Raw genomic sequence first — 1,709 nt, forward strand, 5'->3', positions numbered from 1 at the left:
ACATGAAGATATTTCGTAAACTGGTCATTAATATTTCGATTAGTTGTACGATAAAAATAAGCATATAGACGTAACCAGCAAGTGTAATTAACTCACTGACGTCTTTTGCAATGTCTAACTTTTTAAAAACCATTCCTATAATTCCTAGCAAGAATCCGATTCCGGCAAATTGTAATATTTCAGTCACATCAATTGGCATCCCTTACACCTCATACTTTCGTTTAATTTGCTATTTAACTCTATGTTTAACTTATTTAAAAAATAACAAATAAACGATCTTCAGGAAGTAAATCTACAAGGCTATGGATTCATATCATTAAAAAGATGAGCTTTTACCCAAATTACAAACAGAATCCCTCCTATTTTTAGAATGCTCTGTCGAAATTTCATAAGAAAATTCTTTACTTCTCAACTCAAAGAGCCTATAACTCCCCCTTCCAGAACTAAAAACCTATCCTTAAGAAAATAAAAAAAGACTTTAAAAGTCGAAGCTCTAAAGTCTCTAAAACATGATGATTTTAATGTGTTAATGGATTTAAAACCTTACCCCATAACGAAGCAATGCCAGAAAGCGTTCATTATCTACGAGTTAAACCCATACTTTGAAGACGTAAGTGATAGACTATGATCACAACCTACAAGAATGTAGCAATATATTTGCGATAAAAATTTAGAACTACCAAATAAATTTCATAATCAACGCTAAAAAAGACACAACTATGTGTCTTTTCTCAAGTTATCTTTTGATAATAGGACTTAAATCTATCGGAATGCAAACAGAATCATCATTAGTACAAAAGCAATATCACATTATCACTTTTCAGATGCTACCTTTCTTTTTAATCCATCCAGTAGCATAGATTCTAACATCTTAGATATCAAAATTTTCAAATGCTGCATCTTCCAATTCTTGTAGCATCTTTGCATTTCTTCTTTTCTCTTTAAACGATTTTAAAGCCACACCTGAAATGAGTCCTGTTAAAATCACTGCTCCAATCGCTCCGTATTTACCTTTATTTTGTTTCATTTTTTCTAACATTCTTCATTCCTCCTTAGTGTTACTTAATTTGTTAACTTCATATTATCTGAATTTTCGACATAAAAACATTCTTTTTTTAAAATTTTTTATATGATATACTTAGGAGGTAAGCTTAATTTTCATAAAATGAATGAAGACATGATTATAGAGCAATTAATCACTGACATATTCACCGATCATGATACTAGAACGCGCCCTATGGCGTTTTTTTTATAAAAATTTAAATACTAGAATACAAAGTGATTTTCAACATTAAGAGACATCTTTTACACCTTATTCTTTCTTTTTTTTACCTAAATATAATAAGATTATAATCGACCATTATCAAGTGGTCCACCTAACACTAATTAACTATTACCCTTTTACATCGTTATAATTATTATTTTTTTCGCCCAGAGAGGTCCTTGTGGCCTCTTTTTCATTGCTATAACAAAAGTAGCACTGAAGTTCATCGATTCTATCATATTTGATGATGCTGATGAAGGAACGTCTTTTTTCATGGCATCAAAAAAAAGAGACATCACGTTTCTCTCCTGTTACAATGTAATGAGCTAAAGCAATATCGAAAAGATAAATCTTAATGTGTCACTCATAGTCCACTAGAAATTTTTTGAATCCTGAGTTGTCAATTTAAATCAGACAATTATTCATCACAAACTAAGCAATTGGA

The 1,709-nt window shown here is 30.5% G+C and carries 2 protein-coding genes; both read right to left on the reverse strand.

Translation table 11 applies throughout. The annotated features are described in order from the left end of the window. On the reverse strand, nt 1-199 hold a 199-nt coding region (locus tag QWC74_RS06710), incomplete at its 3' end, for a SpoIIIAC/SpoIIIAD family protein (protein ID WP_288993951.1). A 672-nt stretch (nt 200-871) separates the two neighbouring features. Continuing rightward, nucleotides 872-1,039, reverse strand: coding sequence for a hypothetical protein (locus tag QWC74_RS06715; RefSeq protein ID WP_006783303.1), 168 nt, complete (start codon nt 1,037-1,039; stop codon nt 872-874). Between the last annotated feature and the right edge of the window lie 670 nt (nt 1,040-1,709).

Origin of the sequence: uncultured Turicibacter sp. (genome assembly GCF_938044715.1) — a bacterium.
Taxonomy (GTDB): domain Bacteria; phylum Bacillota_I; class Bacilli_A; order MOL361; family Turicibacteraceae; genus Turicibacter; species Turicibacter sanguinis.

Coding starts and splice junctions, on each gene's coding strand:
- QWC74_RS06715 (WP_006783303.1), bottom strand. CDS start 1,039: ATGTTAGAAAAAATGAAACAAAATAAAGGTAAATACGGAGCGATTGGA.